Below are 17,879 nucleotides of genomic sequence, written 5' to 3'. Positions count from 1 at the left end.
CAGGGGCGGAGCCCCGGTTTCGGAGAAGGGGCGGGACTGGGGCGCCCCCGCGAGGGCACTACGCCCGCGCCGCCGGCACCCCCGTCAGCGCCGTCACCACCGGCTCGAGGGCCTGCTGGATCTCGCCGCCGACGGAGCGGAAGAAGGGGAGGGGCGCGCCGTAGGGGTCGTAGACCTCGTCGGCCTCGGCGGAGGGGGCGAGGAGCCAGCCGCGGAGGGCGGCGGCGGCACGGACGAGGGCGCGGGCGCGCTCGACGATGCCGTCGGTGCCGTCGGGGTCGGGCAGCGTGGCCGGATCTATGGCGCGCACGAGCCGGGTGAACTCCTTCAGGGTGAAGGTGCGCAACCCGGCGGAGTGCCCCATGGAGATGACCTGCGCCCGGTGGTCCCGGGTGGCGGTGAGGACGAGGTCGGCCCGGATGACGTGGTCGTCGAGGAGCTCACGCCCCACGAAGCCGGAGGCGTCGGCGCCGAAGTCCGCGAGGACGGCCTCGGCGTTGGTCTCCATGGGCGCGCCCTCGTGCCCCCAGGTCCCGGCGCTCTCGACGACGAGCCCCCCGGTGAGGGGATCGCCGAGCCGGTCGGTGAGGGCATGCCGGGTCAGCCGCTCGGTGATGGGCGAGCGGCAGACGTTGCCGGTGCTGACGTGGAGGATGCGGAAGCTGCCGGGTGTGCCCGCGGCTCCGAGGGAACCGAAGGACACCGAGTGCTCGGTGGGCTCGCCGCGCCCCGCTATGCCACGCCCCGGCTCAGGGGCCCTCAATTGGCCACCTCGAGGTCGGGTACGACCTTGCGCAGTTCGTCCGCGTCGAGCGCGCCGGCGCGCAGCAGGACGGGGACCTTGCCGGTCACGTCCACGATGGAGGAGGGCACGATGCCGGGCGTGGGGCCGCCGTCGAGGTAGACGGAGATGGAGTCGCCGAGCATCTCCTGGGCGGCGTCGCAGTCCTCCGGCGCCGGGTGCCCGGTGAGGTTGGCGGAGGACACGGCCATCGGGCCGACGTCGGTGAGCAGCTCGATGGCGACGGGGTGCAGGGGCATGCGGATGGCGACGGTGCCGCGGGTGTCGCCGAGGTCCCACTGGAGGGAGGGCTGCTGCCGGGCGACGAGGGTGAGGGCCCCCGGCCAGAAGGCGTCGACGAGCTCCCAGGCGGACTCGGAGAAGTCCGTGACGAGGCCGTGCAGGGTGTTCGGGGAGCCGATGAGGACGGGCGTCGGCATGGAGCGGCCGCGGCCCTTGGCGTCGAGGAGGTCGGCGACCGCCTCGGGGCTGAAGGCGTCGGCGCCGATGCCGTACACGGTGTCCGTGGGCAGGACGACCAGCTCGCCACGGCGGACGGCGGACGCGGCCTCGCGCAGACCGGTCGAACGGTCGGTCGCGTCGTTGGTGTCGTATCGCCGTGCCATCAGCTGGCCTCCTCATACACGTACGTCTCGTCGGCGTACATCACGTGCATCGTCTTCCTCGTCGCCGCAGTGGTCACGGCAGCGCCTTGCGGGCGGTCGCGAACCGCGGCCGGTTGTTCAGGTCGGGGTGGTCGGCGGCGTCCGCCCAGCCCCGCTCCTCCGTGAAGATCCACGGCACTTGGCCGCCCTGGGTGTCCGCGTGCTCGACCACGACGACCCCGCCGGGCCGCAGCAGCCGGTGCGCGGTGCGCTCGATGCCGCGGATCAGGTCGAGACCGTCCTCGCCGGAGAACAGGGCGAGTTCGGGATCGTAGTCCCGGGCCTCCGGCGCAACGTACTCCCATTCCGTCAGCGGGATGTACGGGGGGTTGGAGATGACGAGGTCGACCTGGCCGTCGAGTTCGGGGAACGCGTCGCGCGCGTCGCCCTGGCGCAGGTCGACCCTGGACCCCTCGACGTTCTTGCGCGTCCACGGCAGCGCGTCCGAGGACAGCTCCACGGCGTGCACGCGCGAGCGCGGGACCTCCTGCGCCATGGCGAGGGCGATGGCGCCCGAGCCGGTGCACAGGTCGACGATCAGCGGCTCGACGACGTCCATCGCCCGGACGGCGTCTATGGCCCAGCCGACGACCGACTCGGTCTCGGGGCGGGGCACGAAGACGCCGGGACCGACCTGGAGCTCCAGGTAGCGGAAGAAGGCGCGGCCGGTGATGTGCTGGAGGGGCTCGCGGGCCTCGCGGCGCGCGATGGTCTCCCAGTAGCGGGCGTCGAAGTCCGCGTCCTTGACGGAGTGCAGCTCGCCCCGCTTCACGCCGTGCACGAAGGCGGCGAGCTCCTCCGCGTCGTTGCGCGGCGAGGGCACGCCGGCGTCGGCCAGCCGCTGGGTGGCCTGGGCCACTTCCGCGAGCAGCAGGTTCACGCTGGTCCTCCGGGGCGGTTCGTCGAAGGGTGGGCTTACGCGGCGGCGAGCTTCGCGGCGGAGTCCGCGTCGACGCAGGCCTGGATGACGGCGTCGAGATCGCCGTCGAGCACCTGGTCCAAGTTGTACGCCTTGAAGCCCACTCGGTGGTCGGAGATGCGGTTTTCCGGGAAGTTGTACGTACGGATCTTCTCGGAGCGGTCGACGGTGCGGACCTGGCTGCGACGGGCGTCCGCCGCCTCCTTCTCCGCCTCCTCCTGCGCCGCGGCGAGAAGCCTGGAGCGCAGGATACGCATCGCCTGCTCCTTGTTCTGGAGCTGGCTCTTCTCGTTCTGGCAGGAAGCGACGACTCCGGTGGGGATGTGCGTGATGCGCACGGCGGAGTCGGTGGTGTTGACGGACTGCCCGCCGGGGCCGGAGGAGCGGTAGACGTCGATCCGCAGGTCGTTCGCGTGGATCTCGACGTCGACCTCCTCGGCCTCGGGCGTCACGAGGACACCGGCGGCGGAGGTGTGGATGCGGCCCTGCGACTCGGTGGAGGGCACGCGCTGCACGCGGTGCACCCCGCCCTCGTACTTCAGCCGCGCCCAGACGCCCTGGCCGGGCTCGGTGGCGCCCTGGCCGCCCTTGGTCTTCACGGCGACCTGGACGTCCTTGTAGCCGCCCAGCTCGGACTCGGTGGCGTCGATGATCTCGGTCTTCCAGCCGACGCGCTCGGCGTACCGCAGGTACATGCGCAGGAGGTCGCCGGCGAACAGCGCCGACTCGTCGCCGCCCGCGCCCGCCTTGACCTCGAGGATGACGTCCTTGTCGTCGCTCGGGTCGCGCGGCACGAGCAGGAGCCGCAGCTTCTCGGTGACCTCGTCGCGCTCCTTGTCCAGCTCCTTGACCTCGGCCGCGAAGTCCGGGTCGTCGGCGGCGAACTCGCGCGCGGTCTCGATGTCGTCACCGAGCTGCTTCCAGGTGCGGTACGTCGAGACGATCGGGGTCAGCTCGGCGTAGCGCTTGTTCAGCTTGCGAGCGTTGGCCTGATCGGCGTGGACCGAAGGGTCGGCGAGCTTCTTCTCCAGGTCGGCGTGCTCGCCGACCAAATCCTCGACCGCCTCGAACATCGGGGGCTCCTGGTTCTGCGTGAAGGGGCTGCGGGACGGCAAACGCCGGTCCCGGCCGCCCCCTGGTGAGGGCGGCCGAAGACCGGCGCAGGTGGCTCGCTACTTCTTGGCGGAGCCGGCAGCCTTGCCGAAGCGGGCCTCGAAGCGGGCCACACGGCCACCGGTGTCGAGGATCTTCTGCTTGCCCGTGTAGAACGGGTGGCACTCGGAGCAGACCTCGGCGCGGATGGTGCCGCCGGAGATCGTGCTACGGGTGGTGAACGACGCGCCACAGGTGCAGCTGACCTGCGTCTCGACGTACTCGGGGTGGATGTCGCGCTTCAAGGTGTCTCCTAGTTTCGGGAGGGCACCGGGTCGCAGACGCGGGATGCGGATGCGTGAACCGGGGCCGACGTACCAGTCTGCCAGGACTGGCCGCATCTGCCCAAACCGGAGTCGGGCCGGAAGTATTCCCGGACCGACCCCGGAGGGGTACGAGGGTGTGTCCCGTGGGGGTCAGTCGCTGGTGACGACCTTGCCGGCGCTGCCCTTGTCGCCCGCGGACTTGTCGGTGGCGGACTTGGGGATGGGCTTGTCGGCCTTGAGGGCGTCCCAGACCTGCCGGCCGGCCTCCTCCAGGGGAAGGACGCGGTTGCGGTCGGCCGGGTCGTACTGGATGGGCAGCGTGACCATCTTCATGTCGCCGGAGCCGATGCCCTTGAGGCCGTTGGCGAAGCCCGCCAGGTCCTTGACCGTGTCCAGGTCGGAGTCGGTGGTGATGGCGCTGGTGGCGGAGTCCGCGAGGTCGTAGAGCTTCTTCGGGTTGCCGAAGAGGTTGATGTCCTTGACCTGGTCCATCAGGGCCTTGATGAAGGCCTGCTGCAGCTGGATGCGGCCGAGGTCGCTGCCGTCGCCGACGCCGTGCCGGGTGCGGACCAGGCCGAGGGCCTGCTCGCCGTTGAGGGTGTGGGAGCCCGCCGGCAGGTCGAGGTGGCTGTCCTTGTCCTTGATCGGCTGCTTGGTGGTGATGTCGACGCCGCCGAGGGTGTCGATGAGCTTCTTGAAGCCCGTGAAGTCGACCTCGACGTAGTGGTCCATGCGGATGCCGGACATCTTCTCGACCGTCTTCACGGCGCAGGCCGGGCCACCGACCTCGTACGCCGTGTTGAACATCTGGCGCTGCCCGCCCGGGTCCACCTTGCCGTCGCCGTCCTTGACCGCGCACTCGGGCCGGGTGATGAGGGTGTCGCGGGGTATGGAGACCACGCTCGCCTTCTTGTGGCCCTTGTAGACGTGCACGATCATCGCCGTGTCGGAGCGGGCGGCGCCCTCGTCCTTGCCGTACTTGGAGTTCTTGCCGGAGCGCGAGTCGGAGCCGAGGACGAGGATGTCCTGGGAGCCGTTGTCGATGTTCTCGGGGCGGTCGGTGCCGAGCGCGGCGTTGATGTCGACGCCCTTGATGTTGCCGTTGAGCTTGAAGTACACGTAGCCGAGGCCGGTACCCCCGAGGACGACCATGGCGGCGGCGGACCACGCCGTGATGACGAGCGCCTTCTTGCGCTTGCTGCGCGGCTTGCGTCGCCGGCCGCCCTTGCCGCGGTGCTTCGGCTTCGCGTCGGCGGGGCTGCTCTCGTCGGTCATGCGCTCCTCAGTCCTCGTCGGTCGGGTACCCCCTGCTTTCAGGGCCAGCTGCGGCTTTTCGTCAATTGTCAGACGTGAAAACCGAAAGAAGGGTTGCATAGCACCCTGTGAGCGCCCCGAGGTCCGATGGCTACGCACTGTGTGCGCCGTCTAGTACTTTTGGCCCCCCACCTGGGGTTTCTCATGTCAGGGCGCTACCGCCAGTGACTGTAAGAAACTCTTATCCGTGTGGGCAAGGTCTCGCGGCCGGACCGGGCCGTCATCAGGGCCGACCGGTCTCTCCATGACACCACGACATGCGGAAGGGGCCGGTCCCGTCGGATGACGGGACCGGCCCCTCGCCGGTCGGGCTGCCCCGAGGCGCCCGCGCCGGATCAGTCGTTGCCGTTGCCCGGCGCCGGGGTCGTCTTCTGGATCTGGAGCAGGAACTCGGCGTTCGACTTCGTCTGCTTCATCTTGTCCAGAAGGAGCTCGATGGCCTGCTGCTGGTCGAGCGCGTGCAGCACCCGGCGCAGCTTCCAGACGATGGCGAGCTCGTCGCTGCCGAGCAGGATCTCTTCCTTGCGGGTGCTGGACGCGTCGACGTCCACCGCCGGGAAGATGCGCTTGTCCGAGAGCTTCCGGTCGAGCTTGAGCTCCATGTTGCCGGTGCCCTTGAACTCCTCGAAGATCACCTCGTCCATGCGCGAGCCGGTGTCGACGAGCGCGGTGGCGAGGATGGTCAGCGAGCCGCCGTCCTCGATGTTGCGCGCGGCGCCGAAGAAGCGCTTGGGCGGGTACAGCGCGGTCGAGTCGACACCACCGGAGAGGATGCGGCCGGAGGCCGGGGCGGCGAGGTTGTACGCACGGCCCAGACGCGTGATCGAGTCGAGCAGTACGACCACGTCGTGACCCAGCTCCACCAGGCGCTTGGCACGCTCGATGGCCAGCTCGGCGACCGTGGTGTGGTCCTCGGCCGGGCGGTCGAAGGTCGAGGAGATGACCTCGCCCTTCACCGACCGCTGCATGTCGGTGACCTCTTCCGGACGCTCGTCGACGAGGACGACCATCAGGTGGCACTCGGGGTTGTTGTGCGTGATCGCGTTGGCGATGGCCTGCATGATCATGGTCTTGCCGGTCTTCGGCGGGGCCACGATCAGACCGCGCTGGCCCTTGCCGACGGGCGAGACGAGGTCGATGATGCGGGTCGTCAGGACGCCCGGGTCGGTCTCCAGGCGGAGCCGGTCCTGCGGGTAAAGGGGCGTCAGCTTGTTGAACTCCGGCCGCCCGCGCCCGGATTCGGGCGCCATGCCGTTCACGGAGTCCAGGCGGACCAGCGCGTTGAACTTCTCGCGGCGCTCGCCGTCCTTGGGCTGGCGCACCGCACCGGTGACGTGGTCGCCCTTGCGCAGGCCGTTCTTGCGGACCTGGGCCAGCGAGACGTACACGTCGTTCGGGCCCGGGAGGTAGCCCGACGTACGGATGAAGGCGTAGTTGTCGAGGATGTCCAGGATGCCCGCGACCGGGATCAGGACGTCGTCCTCGGACACCTGCGGCTCGCCCGCGAAGTCCTCGCGGCCGCGACGGCCACGACGGTCGCGGTACCGGCCGCGGCGACCGCGACGGCCACCGCCGTCGTCGTCGAAACCGTCGTCCTGCGGGCCGTTGTCGCGGTCCTTGCGGTCCTGCCGATCCTGCCGGTCCTGGCGGCCGCCCTGCTCCTTGCGGTTGCCGCCGCCCTGCTGGTCGTCGCCCTTGTTGCCGCGGCGGTCGCGGTCCCGGCCGCGGCCCTGGCGGTCGCGGCGGCCCTGACGGCCCTCGCCGTCGCCGGAGTCGCCCCGGTCGCCGCGGTCGGCCTTCTCGGTCTCCGTCTTGACGGCACCGGCCTCGGCCTTGGCCTCGGCGGTCACGGTCTCGGGGCTGCCGGCCTCGGCGGTGACGCGACGACGGCCGCGCCCGCCCGCGGACTTGTCGTCACTCGCCGGCTGGCCGGGGATGTCGATCTGCTGCTGGGCGGCCTTGGGCTGCTCGGCCGGGGCCGCGGCGGCCTCATCGGACTTGGCGGCCTTGGTCGCGGCGGCCTTCTCGGCGGCCTCGCCGGTGCGCGCCCTGGAGGTGGCGCGGCGCTTCGGCTTGGTCTCGGTGTCGCCGGCGGACGCGGTGGCCGGGGCGCTCTTCGCCGGGGCGCCGCCCGCGGCCTGCGCCTCCTTGATGACATCGATCAGCTGGCTCTTGCGCATGCGCGCGGTGCCCTTGATGCCGAGGCCCGATGCGACCTGCTGCAGTTCGGCCAGCACCATGCCCTCGAGGCCGGTGCCGCGGCGCCGCCGGGACCCGGCCGAAGCACCGGTGGCAGGCGCCGCGGAGGCGTCCGTGGCGGGCGTGTCGGCAGTCACGCCCATCAGATCGGTGGTGTCGCTCACGAAGGGTCCTTCCCTGGAGCGGACGTCGGCCTGTCTGGCTCGGCGACCGGTTGTGCTGTCCGGCGGTCCCTGGTGTGTGGACCGTGCCGGGGCGGTTGTCCGCCAACGCGGCGGAAGAGTTCACAGATGTGGCGATTCCCGATGCCGGGCCACTGAGGTGCGGTGGTCACTCGGCTCGGTCACGCCGATTCCGGAGCGTGCTCGGCACCGCTCAGTGCGGGGCACAGAGCAGTTTGGGAGGCTCCCGGAAGGATGGATGTCCCGGACGGGGACACAAAGCACCCCGCCATGGTGGGGTCGGGTGCAGACTTGAGGTTAACACTACCGGATCCAACAAACATTCCCCCTCTCCAAATCCGGACTCCGCGGGTTTGCCGCTGTCACCGTGTCAGGGCGCAAGCGGCAGCACGCTCGCTCCGGTGGCGTCGAGCGCCAGGCGGTTCGCCGCCCAGCCCTCCCCCGCCAGTCGTGCGACCTTGTCGGCCGCACTGTCCTCGGCCAGCGCGAGGACCGTGGGCCCCGCGCCGGAGATCACCGCGGGCACGCCGTCGGCGCGCAGGCGCTCCACCAGGGCGGCGCTCTCGGGCATGGCCGGGGCGCGGTACTCCTGGTGCAGGCGGTCCTCGGTGGCGGGCAGCAGCAGCTCGGGGCGCCTGGTCAGGGCCTCGACGAGCAGGGCGGCCCGGCCCGCGTTGGCGGCCGCGTCCACGTGCGGGACGGTGCGCGGCAGCAGTCCGCGGGCGGTTTCGGTGAGCACGGGCTTTCCGGGGACGAAAACCACCGGAACGATGGAATCGGCGGGATCCATCCTGATCGCGCGGGCCGCGGAGCCGTCCATCCAGGACAGCGTGAAGCCGCCGAGCAGGCAGGCCGCGACGTTGTCGGGGTGGCCCTCGATCTCGGTGGCAAGCTCCAGGAGCGCGGCGTCGTCGAGCTTGCTGTCGCCGCCTATGGTCACCGCGCGGGCGGCGACGATGCCGGCGCAGATGGCGGCGGAGGAGGAGCCGAGGCCGCGGCCGTGCGGGATGCGGTTGGCGCAGACGATCTCCAGGCCGCGCGGCTGTCCGCCGAGCAGGTCGAAGGCGGTCCGCAGGGACCGCACGAGCAGGTGCGACTCGTCGCGGGGCAGGGTCTCGCTGCCCTCGCCCGCGATGTCGATGCCCAGGCCGGAGTCGGCGACACGGACCACCACGTCGTCGTAGAGCCCCAGCGACAGGCCCAGGGCGTCGAAGCCCGGGCCGAGGTTTGCGCTGGTGGCAGGCACGCGCACCCTGACGGCGGCGGCGCGGAAGGCGGGACCGGCCATCGCTCGTTGACTCTCCTTGAGCTCTGATTTGTGGAGGACTTGCCGCCTGGACCAGCACACGTCCGGCATGGGACGGCAGCGCCCGGAAGCCGTCGCTGCGGACGGCACCACGGCATATGCGGCGGCATATGCGGGGTGGGTTGGCTACAGCCTATCGAAGGAAGGTTCTGCGGCGACATAGGGCGCACAGGAGGCGCACGATGCGTGTCGCGAGCCCCCTGTGCACCCCCTGTGGGGAGTTGAGAGGTTTGGGCGTTACGCCAGGCCGAGGCGCTCCGCCGCGGCGGCCGCGTCGACCGGGACCGTGACCGGCTGCGGGGCACCCGCGACGGCCCAGTCCGGGTCCTTGAGGCCGTTGCCCGTCACCGTACACACGATGCGCTGCCCCTTGTCCACCTTGCCCTGCTCGGCGGCCTTCAGCAGACCGGCGACGGAAGCGGCGGACGCGGGCTCGACGAAGACACCCTCCTGGGACGCCAACAGCTTGTAGGCGCGCAGGATCTCACGGTCCGTCACCTCGTCGATGAAGCCGCCCGACTCGTCGCGCGCGGAGAGCGCGTGCTGCCACGAGGCCGGGTTGCCGATGCGGATCGCGGTGGCGATCGTCGAGGGGTCCTTGACGACCTCGCCGCGCACGATCGGGGCGGAGCCGGAGGCCTGGAAGCCCCACATGCGCGGAGTGCGCGTCGACACCGAGTCGGCGGCGTACTCCTTGTAGCCCTTCCAGTAGGCCGTGATGTTGCCCGCGTTGCCGACCGGCAGGACGTGGATGTCGGGCGCGTCGCCGAGGGCGTCGACGATCTCGAAGGACGCCGTCTTCTGGCCCTCGATGCGGAACGGGTTGACCGAATTGACCAGCGCCACCGGGTAGTTCTCGGAGAGCCCGCGGGCGAGGTTCAGGCAGTCGTCGAAGTTCCCGGCCACCTGGAGGATCTTCGAGCCGTAGACGAGCGCCTGGCCCATCTTGCCGAGGGCGATCTTGCCCTGCGGCACCAGGACGGCGCAGACCATGCCCGCGCGCACGGCGTAGGCGGCCGCCGAGGCGGAGGTGTTGCCGGTGGAGGCGCAGATGACGGCCTTCGCGCCCTCCTCCTTGGCCTTGGTGATCGCCATGGTCATGCCGCGGTCCTTGAAGGACCCCGTCGGGTTGGCGCCCTCGACCTTGAGGTGGACCTCGCAGCCCGTGCGCTCGGAGAGCACAGCCGCGGGCACGAGCGGCGTACCGCCCTCGCGGAGCGTCACGACCGGCGTGGTGGCGGAGACCGGGAGGCGGTCCCGGTACTCCTCGATGATTCCGCGCCACTGGTGGGTCATTGCTGCTTACTCCCCTTCAACCCGCATGATGCTGGCGACACCACGCACGGTGTCGAGTCGGCGCAGCGCCTCGACGGTGCCGCTGAGGGCGGCGTCGGGCGCGCGGTGGGTGACGACGACGAGGGATGCCTCGCCGCCCTCCCGTCGCCCGCCGCCACCCTCAACCGAGACGCCTTCGGCGACGCTGCTGTTTCCTTTGCCCGTCTGACGGACCGTATCGATGGATACGCCGTGCTCGGCGAAGACCGTCGCGACCTGGGCGAGCACGCCCGGCTTGTCGGCCACGTCGAGGCTGATGTGGTACCGCGTGACGACCTCGCCCATGGGGCTCACGGGCAGTTGCGTGTACGCGGAGTCGCCGGGCCCGGTGGCCTCGCCGAGCTTGTTGCGGCAGACCGCGACCAGGTCGCCGAGGACGGCGGACGCGGTGGGCGCGCCGCCCGCGCCGGGGCCGTAGAACATCAGCTGACCGGCGGCCTCGGCCTCCACGAAGACGGCGTTGTACGCCTCGCGGACGCTCGCCAGCGGGTGGCTGAGCGGAATCATCGCGGGGTGCACGCGCGCGGTGACGGAGCCGCCGTCGGCGGCCCGCTCGCAGATGGCGAGGAGCTTGATGGTGCAGCCCATGCGCTTGGCGGAGGCGAAGTCGGCGGCGGTGACCTCGGCCATGCCCTCGCGGTAGACGTCGTCGAGGCGCACCCGCGTGTGGAAGGCGATGCCGGCGAGGATCGCGGCCTTGGCGGCCGCGTCGAAGCCCTCGACGTCGGCGGTCGGGTCGGCCTCGGCGTACCCGAGGGCGGTGGCCTCGTCGAGGGCCTCCTGATACCCGGCGCCCGTCGAGTCCATCTTGTCGAGGATGAAGTTCGTGGTGCCGTTCACGATGCCGAGCACGCGGTTGACCTTGTCCCCGGCCAGGGACTCGCGCAACGGCCTGATCAGCGGGATCGCACCGGCGACCGCTGCCTCGTAGTACAGGTCGCGGCCGTGCTGCTCGGCCGCCGCGTGCAGGGCCGCGCCGTCCTGGGCGATCAGCGCCTTGTTCGCGGACACCACGGAGGCGCCGTGCTCGAACGCGGTGGTGATGAGCGTGCGGGCGGGCTCGATGCCGCCGATGACCTCGACGACCACGTCGATGTCACCGCGTTTGACCAGCGCCGTCGCGTCCGTCGTCACCAGCGCCGGGTCGATGCCCGCGCGCACCTTGGAGGGGCGGCGGACGGCCACCCCGGCCAGCTCGACCGGGGCGCCGATCCTCGCTGTGAGGTCGTCGGCGTGCGTCGTCATGATGCGCGCCACCTCTGAGCCGACAACCCCACAGCCCAGCAGCGCCACCTTCAGCGGACGCGTACGCATCATCCGACCTCGTTTCCTTCTCCAACTGCGGTGGGACCAGTCTCACCCACCGGTACGGTGTTTCTGACCATAGTCCGGATCGTGAGACACGTATTTCACGAGCCGGGAGCATTTCGGGGTGGTGTCACCCCACGTCGAGCGGGGTGGTCTCACCCCACGTCGAGACGGAGCAGGTCCTCCTCCGTCTCACGGCGCACGATGACACGGCCCGTGCCCTCGTTCACCGCCACGACCGGCGGTCGCAGTGCGTGGTTGTAGTTGCTCGCCATCGAGCGGCAGTACGCGCCGGTCGCGGGCACGGCGATCAGGTCGCCGGGCGCGAGGTCGGCGGGCAGGAACGCGTCGCGTACGACGATGTCGCCGCTCTCGCAGTGCTTGCCGACGACGCGCACGAGCATCGGCTCGGCGTCGGACGACCGCGACACCAGCGCGACGCTGTACTCGGCGTCGTACAGCGCCGTACGGATGTTGTCCGACATCCCGCCGTCGACGGAGACGTACGTCCGCAGGCCGTCCAGGGGCTTGATGGTGCCGACCTCGTACAGCGTGAACGCCGTCGGGCCGACGATCGCGCGGCCCGGCTCGACGGAGATGCGGGGCGTGCGCAGCTTCGCCGCCGCGCACTCGCGCGTCACGATCTCGCGCAGCGCCGTGGCGATCTCCTGCGGCTCGCGCGGGTCGTCGTCCGAGGTGTACGCGATGCCGAGGCCGCCGCCGAGGTCGATCTCGGGCAGCTCGACGCCGTGCTCGTCGCGGATCTCGGCGAGCAGCGACACCACCCGGCGTGCGGCCACCTCGAAGCCCGCCGTGTCGAAGATCTGCGACCCGATGTGGCTGTGGATGCCGATGACTTCCAGGCCGTCCAGCTTCAGCGCGCGCCGCACGGCCTCCGCGGCCTGTCCACCGGCGAGCGCGAGGCCGAACTTCTGGTCCTCGTGCGCGGTCGCGATGAACTCGTGCGTGTGCGCCTCGACGCCGACCGTCACCCGGATCTGCACCCGCTGGCGCTTGCCCAGCCGGTCGGCGATGTGCGCGACCCGCACGATCTCCTGGAACGAGTCGAGGACGATGCGGCCGACGCCCGCGGCCACGGCACGCTCGATCTCCTCGGGCGTCTTGTTGTTGCCGTGGAACGCGATGCGGTCGGCGGGCATGCCGGCGTCGAGCGCCGTCGTCAGCTCCCCGCCCGAGCACACGTCCAGGTTCAGGCCCTCCTCGTGCAGCCAGCGCACCACCGCGCGCGACAGGAACGCCTTGCCCGCGTAGAAGACGTCGGCGTCCGGCCCGAAGGCGTCCCGCCAGGCCTGGCAGCGGGCGCGGAAGTCGGCCTCGTCGAGGAAGTACGCGGGCGTGCCGAACTCCTCGGCGAGCCGCTTCACTTCGACACCGCCGACGGTGACCGTGCCGTCGGCCGCGCGGGTGACCGTCCGGGACCAGACCTTCGGGTCCAGGGCGTTCAGGTCGGTGGGCGGAGCTGTGTTCGCTGCGGAGCGCCCCTCGGGAAGGACGTCTCCGTGGCGGGGGCCTGCGGGGTGTGCGGAACGACTCATGGCTCTTCTGGCTCTTCTCGTCTCACAGGTATTCGGGCGCGCTGATACCGAGCAGGGAAAGGCCGCCGGCGAGCACCGTCCCGGCGGCCTCGGCGAGCGCGAGCCGGGAGCGGTGGGCGGCCGAGGGTTTCTCGTCGCCGAGCGGCAGCACGGTGTGGGCCTGCGCGAGGAAGGCGTCGGCGGTCCGGACGAGGTGCCGGGTCAGGCGGTCCGGGGCGTGGCGGCGGGCTGCTGTCGCCAGGACGGTGGGGTGGTCGCCCAGGGCTCCCAGGAGGTCGTACGCGCACGCGTCGGTCTCCCCCGGAGCCGCCGTGAAGCCTAGGTCCGCCGCGTTGCGCGTGAGCGCGCGGGTCCTCGCGTACGCGTACCGGACCCGGAACAGGGGGTTCGACTCGTGCTGAACCAGGTGCTCGGGGCCCGTGTGCGGGCGGTCGTGCGGGGCGGGGTGCAGCAGGGCCCAGCGGGCGGCGTCGCGGCCCAGGGCCAGGGGGTCGGGGGTGTGGGGGGCGGGTGGGGCTGGGCGGAGGGTGGTGAGGGGGGTCGGCGAGGTCAGGGGTGCCGGGGACGTCGCGGGTGCTGCGGGCTCCGCAGGCGCCGGGGACGCCGGATCGCTCGGGGGCGCCGGATGCGTCGGAGGGCGTCCGTACGCGTCCACGTGCACCCCTGCGACCTCCACCCAGCTCTCGTTCGGCTCCGCGTCGCTCGTCACGCGCACCAGGACTCCCTGCGAGCGCAGAATCCTTCGTGCCGCGTCGGCCACGACGAGTGCGCGCAGGTCGTGCGGGGTGTGGAGCTGGACGAGGGCGCCGGTGTCCGGGACGTGGCCGTAGCGCTCTCCTCGCTCGCGGATCTCCGCTACGAGGTCGGGGGTGCTGTGGGGGTCCAGGGTGATGCTGACGAAGCCTGGTCCGGTGACGTCGGCGCGGGCGATGCCGGGCTCCGTGGTGAGGTGTGTGGAGAGGACCTCGGCGACTCGGCGTGGGGGTGCGCCCGCCTCTGCGGCGATCCGCAGCGCCAGGTTCGTCGCGTAGTCCCCCGTGCCGCCCGGCCTCGGCCGCTCCACGTGCGCGTCCTCCGGGACGGTGGCGCTGAGCTCTCCGGCGTCCACTGCGCGGCGCATGGCGCGCAGGACGGTGCGGGAGAGCTGGGCCGGGGTCACGGGACAAGGGTATGGGAGGTGGGGGGTGGGGTGCGCTGGGGTTTCTAGCGGGGCGCCTGGGGTGGGGGGTGCGGGGGCCGTCTCTTCGCCCTGGGTCCGGTTTGGGTGCGGTCTTTTCGCCCTCGGTCCGGTTGTGGGGCGGGGCCGCGCCGGTATGTCCGTGCTCGCGTGTGCGTCGTCGCCGACATCGCGTGTACGCCCCTCGTGGTGAGCCGAGCTGCGCGCGGACATACCGGCACGTCCCCTCCGGTCGGTTCGCGGCCATCGGTCCAGTGGGGTGCGGTCAATACCAGCTGCCGCTACCCGCTGTGGGCAGCTGGGCCGCCCAGAGGGCGATGGGGGTCCCCCCTGCTCGAGCGAAGCCGAGAGCTTGGGGGAGGGTGGGCACAGCCCACGACGACGGCGCCCGTGATGTTGGGGGAAGGGCACGACCCAGGTCAACGGCACGCTTGATGTGAGGGTGGGCCCGGACCCACGTGGGCGGGGACTCGGCGTCGAGGGCAGAGGGCCGGCCGCGCGTCGAGGCCCCGGTGGGCTAGGGGCAGCCCGGGACCGCGGAGGGGTCCGGGGTCCAGTCCCGGGGGCCCCGGCCCCGGTCGACCAGCTGCCGGACGATCGCGAGCAGCTCGGCCGGCTCGAACGGCTTGGCCAAGAACGCGTCGACCCCGACCTCGATCCCCGCCTCGACCTCGTACTGCGTACAGGCACTGACGACAACAAGCGGAAGCCCCCGCGTCCGAGGATCGGACCGCAACCGCGCGGCCGTCCGAAGCCCGTCGAGCCGCGGCATCACCACATCAAGGGTCACCACATCGGGCCGCACCTGATGGACGACATCCAGACATTCGGCACCATCAGCCGCGGTCACGACCTCGAAGCCCTCCAGCTCGAGATTGACCCTGATCAGTTGCCGGATGACCTTGTTGTCGTCCACAACAAGCACACGGCCGGACACGCCTGGCACAACTTGAGAGTAGGTCGGCGGCCACCATCGCGTCCGGGTTTTGCCTACTTCTGCCACTTGCGGGGGAGCCGCACCGCACCGCCGAGGTCCGGACCAGGGCCGACGCGCAGACCCCGGACACCAAGGACGACACCGTGTTGCCGAACACATGAACGCCTGCTGGCGGCACCCCACCCGCCACACGCACCACGCAGGAATCCGCCAACGCCCACCCGGGCAGTACGCTCCGCAACGCCCACGCACGAGGCCCCGCACAAGGAGAGGCCGTCATGTCAACCTTCGTTGTATTCGACCTGGAATTCACGACATGGCCGGAAGCACTGGAACAGGACTGGTCGGCACCCGGCCAGTACCGCGAGATCGTCCAGATCGGCGCCCTGCGCCTGCGCCACGACTTCTCCGTGGTGGAGGAGTACGAGGCCCTGGTCCACCCGGTCATGAACCCGCAGCTGTCCTCGTACTTCACCGAACTCACCGGTATCGACCAGGAGTCAGTGGACCGCGAAGGCCTCCGACCCGCCGAGGCCCTCGGCGACTTCCTGTCCTTCTGCCGGGGCCAGTCCGTGCTCTCCTACGGCAACGACATGGTCGTCCTCGGTGAGAACGTCGCCTGGGCCCGGGCCCGCGGCGAGCACATCAAGAGCTCTTTCCTGACCGCGGGTTTCCTCAACGTCCGCCCCTGGCTGAACGCCGTCGCCCCGTCGACGGCGACCTCCAACGTGGGCCGTCTGTGGCAGGTGTTCGACCTCCCCAGGCCGAACGCGGGCAGAGAGCATTCCGCCCTCTTCGACTGCCATTCCTTCGCGGTGGCGTTGAAGCATCTGCACGCCACCGGCGCCTCCCTGCCCAAGCCATTCCTCTGACGACCCGTCACACCGGCGGCGCGAGCTCGTCGATGATGTCCAGGAAGGGGCGGAGCAGAGGGTTCCTGCTCGCCGTGGGCCACATCAGGCCGTAGTCGACGGTCGAGGCGTCATGGAAGGGCACGAACACCATGCCCGGCCGGGCGTAGAAGTGCTCGCCACGGGTGACGACCGTGCTGACGCCGACGCCGGAGGCGACGAGGACCAGGACTTCCGACCAGTACTTCACCGCGGGCCCCCGGGGGATCGGGCGGCCCGAGGGGGTCCGGCGGGGGAAGTGGCGGTCCATCCAGTAGCGGGGGACGTCGGCGTCGTCGAGGGTGACCAGCACGGTGTCCGCGAGGTCCTCGAGTGAGACGGACTCCCTCCGGGCGAACGGATGGCCGGCGGGGACCATCAGGGACCGCGGCTCGGCGAAGACCAGCCGCCCGGTGGTGATGTCCGGTTCGTCGACGGGGAATTCGGTCATCTGCAGGTCGATGGTGCCCGCGCGCATGCCGCCGAAGGGATCGCAGAGCTGGATCTCCCTGAACTCGACCTCGCAGTCGGGATGCCGGGCCTGGAGCAGGGCCGCGGCCCGCACGACGAGGTTCCCGCACCAGGGCGCGGACCAGCCGACCCGCACGACCCCCTTGATCCGCACGCCCTGACCGGTCGCGATCGCCTGCGCGAGCCCGAGGCCGATCTGCTCGTACGCGGGCAGCAGATCGTCCCGCAGCCGCGCGCCCACCGCGGTCAGCGTCACGCTGCGGCTGTTGCGCACGAACAACTGCGCGCCGACACGGCGTTCCAGCTTCCTGATGGTCTGGCTGATGCGGCTCGTCGTCACATGGAGCCGCGCCGCGGTGCGACCGAAGTGCAGCTCCTCGGCCAGAGTGAGAAAAGCCTCCAACTCAAGCCGTTCCAACATGCCTTCCTCACTTCTCCTCTTCGCCTCTTCGTGTAGCCACGCTCAACGGAGCGTGGTCTTTTCCGGTCTTGTTGGCTGATTCGCCGCTCTCCGATGCTGGGGCGAACGCGTTCGTCCCGACCAAGGAAGAGCACCGTCATGCGAAAGATCATCAATTCCACGTACGTCTCCCTCGACGGCGACATCGAGAAGCTCGACCAGTGGTCCTTCGACTACTGGAGCGACGACCTGGAGCGGTACGCGAACAAGCTCCTGTTCGCCGCGGACGCCCTGCTGATGGGGCGTGAGACCTATGTGAACTTCGAGTCCGCGTGGTCGGAGAGAGCGGGCGCCGACGCGTTCGCCGACCGCATGAACAGCATCGACAAGTACGTCGTCTCCTCGACCCTCACCGGGGGCGACTGGGGCGACACCACCGTCATCCCCCAGGACAAGGCCGTCGAGGCCATCACGGCGCTCAAGGAGCAGCCGGGCGGCGACATCCTCATGTACGGCTTCGGCCCCGTGGCCAAGACCCTCCTCGCACACGACCTCCTGGACGAGGTCCACTTCTGGGTGCACCCGGTGATCGCCGGCGGCGGAACCCTCGCCTCCGACGGATTCAAGAACCGCCTGAAGCACCTCCGCACCGAGACCCTCGACACCGGCGTCGTGGTCCTTACCTACGCCCCCGCCCCCAAGACGTCAGAGGCCGCGCCGCAGTAACGGCGGTAACGTGCACTGCTTCTCCTCGCTCCACGGGGAAGCCCCCCAGCCCTGAAACCTACCAGACGAGACGAGTCGTTCCGTCTCGTCTGCACACTATGGCGCGCGTGACGCCTCACCTCAAGTGAGAATCCGGCGGCACGCGGCGAGGCACCAGGAGAGGGGGGGGGGCCGGGGGCGCCCCGCCCCCCCCCGCCCAAAAAGGGCAAAACGCCCGCGCGCCCGGCGGCGGGGGGGGGCCCCCAGACGGGGCGGCAAAACGCAGGTCCCCAGACACCCCCACCCGGGGGGACAA

At 70.8% G+C, this 17,879-nt stretch carries 16 protein-coding genes; 2 read left to right on the top strand and 14 right to left on the bottom strand.

Going from position 1 to position 17,879, the window contains the following annotated elements:
• Positions 1 to 58: 58 nt before the first annotated feature.
• The 13 genes from ACFVHO_RS10580 to ACFVHO_RS10520 all read right to left on the bottom strand — a co-directional run bounded on the left by ACFVHO_RS10580 (position 59) and on the right by ACFVHO_RS10520 (position 15,256).
• The gene (locus ACFVHO_RS10580; RefSeq protein WP_385712186.1) at positions 59 to 763 is read right to left on the bottom strand and encodes a protein-tyrosine-phosphatase; all 705 of its coding nucleotides are present in this window, start codon (positions 761 to 763) and stop codon (positions 59 to 61) included.
• Entirely contained in the window at positions 760 to 1,407 is a 648-nt protein-coding gene (locus ACFVHO_RS10575; RefSeq protein WP_385712184.1) for an L-threonylcarbamoyladenylate synthase, read from the bottom strand. The genes ACFVHO_RS10580 and ACFVHO_RS10575 overlap by 4 nt, the downstream gene beginning before the upstream one ends.
• A 73-nt stretch (positions 1,408 to 1,480) precedes the next feature.
• Positions 1,481 to 2,326 carry a peptide chain release factor N(5)-glutamine methyltransferase gene (gene prmC / locus ACFVHO_RS10570; protein ID WP_289945807.1) on the bottom strand — a complete coding sequence of 282 codons (846 nt, stop codon included), beginning with the start codon at positions 2,324 to 2,326 and terminating at the stop codon, positions 1,481 to 1,483.
• A gap of 35 nt (positions 2,327 to 2,361) precedes the next feature.
• The gene (gene prfA / locus ACFVHO_RS10565; RefSeq protein WP_385712182.1) at positions 2,362 to 3,438 is read right to left on the bottom strand and encodes a peptide chain release factor 1; all 1,077 of its coding nucleotides are present in this window, start codon (positions 3,436 to 3,438) and stop codon (positions 2,362 to 2,364) included.
• Between the two features lie 99 nt (positions 3,439 to 3,537).
• Complete coding sequence (gene rpmE / locus ACFVHO_RS10560) at positions 3,538 to 3,762, bottom strand: 50S ribosomal protein L31 (RefSeq protein ID WP_030361197.1); 225 nt, start codon at positions 3,760 to 3,762, stop codon at positions 3,538 to 3,540.
• Between the two features lie 171 nt (positions 3,763 to 3,933).
• Complete coding sequence (locus ACFVHO_RS10555) at positions 3,934 to 5,058, bottom strand: LCP family protein (protein ID WP_385712180.1); 1,125 nt, start codon at positions 5,056 to 5,058, stop codon at positions 3,934 to 3,936.
• 374 nt (positions 5,059 to 5,432) lie between these two features.
• The gene (rho, locus tag ACFVHO_RS10550) at positions 5,433 to 7,460 is read right to left on the bottom strand and encodes a transcription termination factor Rho (RefSeq protein WP_385712179.1); all 2,028 of its coding nucleotides are present in this window, start codon (positions 7,458 to 7,460) and stop codon (positions 5,433 to 5,435) included.
• Between the two features lie 388 nt (positions 7,461 to 7,848).
• Entirely contained in the window at positions 7,849 to 8,766 is a 918-nt protein-coding gene (gene thrB / locus ACFVHO_RS10545) for a homoserine kinase (RefSeq protein ID WP_190114341.1), read from the bottom strand.
• Between the two features lie 255 nt (positions 8,767 to 9,021).
• Complete coding sequence (thrC, locus tag ACFVHO_RS10540; RefSeq protein WP_385712176.1) at positions 9,022 to 10,080, bottom strand: threonine synthase; 1,059 nt, start codon at positions 10,078 to 10,080, stop codon at positions 9,022 to 9,024.
• A 6-nt stretch (positions 10,081 to 10,086) separates the two neighbouring features.
• Positions 10,087 to 11,436: a homoserine dehydrogenase gene (locus ACFVHO_RS10535; RefSeq protein ID WP_385712175.1), complete on the bottom strand. Its 1,350-nt coding sequence runs from the start codon at positions 11,434 to 11,436 to the stop codon at positions 10,087 to 10,089.
• A gap of 146 nt (positions 11,437 to 11,582) precedes the next feature.
• Entirely contained in the window at positions 11,583 to 12,983 is a 1,401-nt protein-coding gene (gene lysA, locus ACFVHO_RS10530) for a diaminopimelate decarboxylase (protein ID WP_385712173.1), read from the bottom strand.
• A 22-nt stretch (positions 12,984 to 13,005) separates the two neighbouring features.
• Entirely contained in the window at positions 13,006 to 14,142 is a 1,137-nt protein-coding gene (gene nrtL, locus ACFVHO_RS10525; RefSeq protein ID WP_385712171.1) for an ArgS-related anticodon-binding protein NrtL, read from the bottom strand.
• A 535-nt stretch (positions 14,143 to 14,677) separates the two neighbouring features.
• Positions 14,678 to 15,256 (bottom strand): response regulator, encoded by a 579-nt coding sequence (locus ACFVHO_RS10520; protein WP_385712169.1) that lies wholly within the window; start codon positions 15,254 to 15,256, stop codon positions 14,678 to 14,680.
• A gap of 119 nt (positions 15,257 to 15,375) precedes the next feature.
• On the opposite strand from ACFVHO_RS10520, the gene ACFVHO_RS10515 reads away from it, so the two are divergent.
• Positions 15,376 to 15,969, top strand: coding sequence for an exonuclease domain-containing protein (locus tag ACFVHO_RS10515; RefSeq protein WP_385712167.1), 594 nt, complete (start codon positions 15,376 to 15,378; stop codon positions 15,967 to 15,969).
• Between the two features lie 7 nt (positions 15,970 to 15,976).
• On the opposite strand, the gene ACFVHO_RS10510 is transcribed toward ACFVHO_RS10515, so the two are convergent.
• Positions 15,977 to 16,879 carry a LysR family transcriptional regulator gene (locus tag ACFVHO_RS10510; RefSeq protein ID WP_385712165.1) on the bottom strand — a complete coding sequence of 301 codons (903 nt, stop codon included), beginning with the start codon at positions 16,877 to 16,879 and terminating at the stop codon, positions 15,977 to 15,979.
• Positions 16,880 to 17,017: 138 nt separating this feature from the next.
• On the opposite strand from ACFVHO_RS10510, the gene ACFVHO_RS10505 reads away from it, so the two are divergent.
• Entirely contained in the window at positions 17,018 to 17,584 is a 567-nt protein-coding gene (locus tag ACFVHO_RS10505) for a dihydrofolate reductase family protein (protein ID WP_385712163.1), read from the top strand.
• The last annotated feature ends 295 nt before the right edge of the window (positions 17,585 to 17,879 follow it).

This window comes from Streptomyces sp. NPDC127108 (genome assembly GCF_042677545.1).
Classification (GTDB): Bacteria; Actinomycetota; Actinomycetes; order Streptomycetales; family Streptomycetaceae; genus Streptomyces.
This window is presented reverse-complemented; position numbering and strand designations above follow the sequence as displayed.